This is a genomic window from Maribacter sp. 4G9 (genome assembly GCF_002742265.1).
In the GTDB taxonomy this organism is placed as follows: Bacteria; Bacteroidota; Bacteroidia; order Flavobacteriales; family Flavobacteriaceae; genus Maribacter.
On the sequence record NZ_MDGL01000014.1, the window covers coordinates 1 to 1,313 of the forward strand.

The window sequence follows — 1,313 nt, forward strand, 5'->3', positions numbered from 1 at the left end:
GCGGTGATGAAATCCGTATATTTGGCAACAAGGGAGGCCACCAAGAAGTGGTCCATGCCCATCAGGAACTGGGGCATAATTTTAAACCAGTTCCTTACAATCTATGAAAAAAGGGTCAGACTTTAGATAAAAGTCCAACCCTCGTTATTTTTAACTTACACACTTGGTGGGATAGTGTCGTTTTCGATTTTATTAATAAAACGTAGAATTTGTCTTTCCTCATTAGTTGCTATTGATTGTTTTAAAAAATTTCTGCCTAAAAAATCATCAAATAAGAATACTTGACTCTTATTCGTATTAAAAAGTTTAAAACCGTCTGAAATACTATCTGAAAGAAAAATAAATTCCTCTATACCCTTTCCAAGAAGATGAAAAACTAACATTTCTGCTAAAGTTGTTTTTCCAATTCCAGGGTCACCTGATATTATTACGTATATGTTAGCTTTAATTATCGAAAGAGCTTCATCAAAGCTTTCATTTTGCACATAAATTTTTATCTTATCTTTAATCTCACTAAGTACAAACTTGGTTTGATTTATTACTTGACTACTAACTATTTCGTTTAAAACATCAGTACTAGATAGCCAAAGCTTGTAAAAATCTTTCTCGACTTTATCATACTTTGTAAGAAGATTATTTATGTCTTCCTTTCCGAATATATCAGAGGAATTTTTAATAAATGGGTTGAAAAGGTCTAATATTTTGTTCTTATTGCTAGGTGTTAGAGAAGCACTAGTAGTTATGATATATCTCTTTGGATTAATTCTAAAAACTTTTTCCTTTTCTTTTTTTAAACTTGAATAAAGTGATTTGAAATCTTTATATCTTTTAGCTTGTACAATTATGTTATCATTATCGGATTCACAAAACCTCAAATCAATTCCATCGTCTCTGCCTTCACCAAACGATTCTAAAAATATATTGAGATGAGCTTGTAAAATATCTCTACTCAAGATTTCGAATTCAAAAGGGGATAATGTTAAAAAATCATAATTCTTCATGTGGTGCTAATTGCAGAGCGCGGCGATGATGTCGACCGGCTTTTGGTGCGTGGATTGCGTCAGCAATGCACCAAAAGTACGCCGCAGGCGTATTCGACATCATCGGTTAGTATATGAAGCGTAGCCTGCTGGATACTTCGGTTCGTTTTGTGCCATCCATTTCGGAGTTATAGTGCCAGGCATTTCGGTTTGATCTGTGCCACTTTTGGCCATCGGCCCGATCCGTTTCGGTTCGTTTTGTGCCAGTGATATCGGTTCGATCTGTGCCACTTTGAAAGATCAAGTAACAATTACCTTGTCGCTTAAAAACAA

General features: G+C 34.7%; 2 protein-coding genes and 1 pseudogene. 1 reads left to right on the forward strand and 2 read right to left on the reverse strand.

What is annotated here, in order from left to right; translation table 11 throughout:
* Positions 1-126: pseudogene (locus BFP75_RS22245) on the forward strand (IS256 family transposase); the annotation flags it as partial.
* A gap of 29 nt (positions 127-155) precedes the next feature.
* Here BFP75_RS22245 and BFP75_RS01745 read toward each other — a convergent pair.
* The gene (locus BFP75_RS01745; RefSeq protein WP_099542962.1) at positions 156-1,001 is read right to left on the reverse strand and encodes a restriction endonuclease; all 846 of its coding nucleotides are present in this window, start codon (positions 999-1,001) and stop codon (positions 156-158) included.
* Positions 1,002-1,107: 106 nt separating this feature from the next.
* Positions 1,108-1,313, reverse strand: a 206-nt coding sequence (locus BFP75_RS22040) for a hypothetical protein (protein WP_206073470.1), incomplete at its 5' end; no start/stop codon positions are given.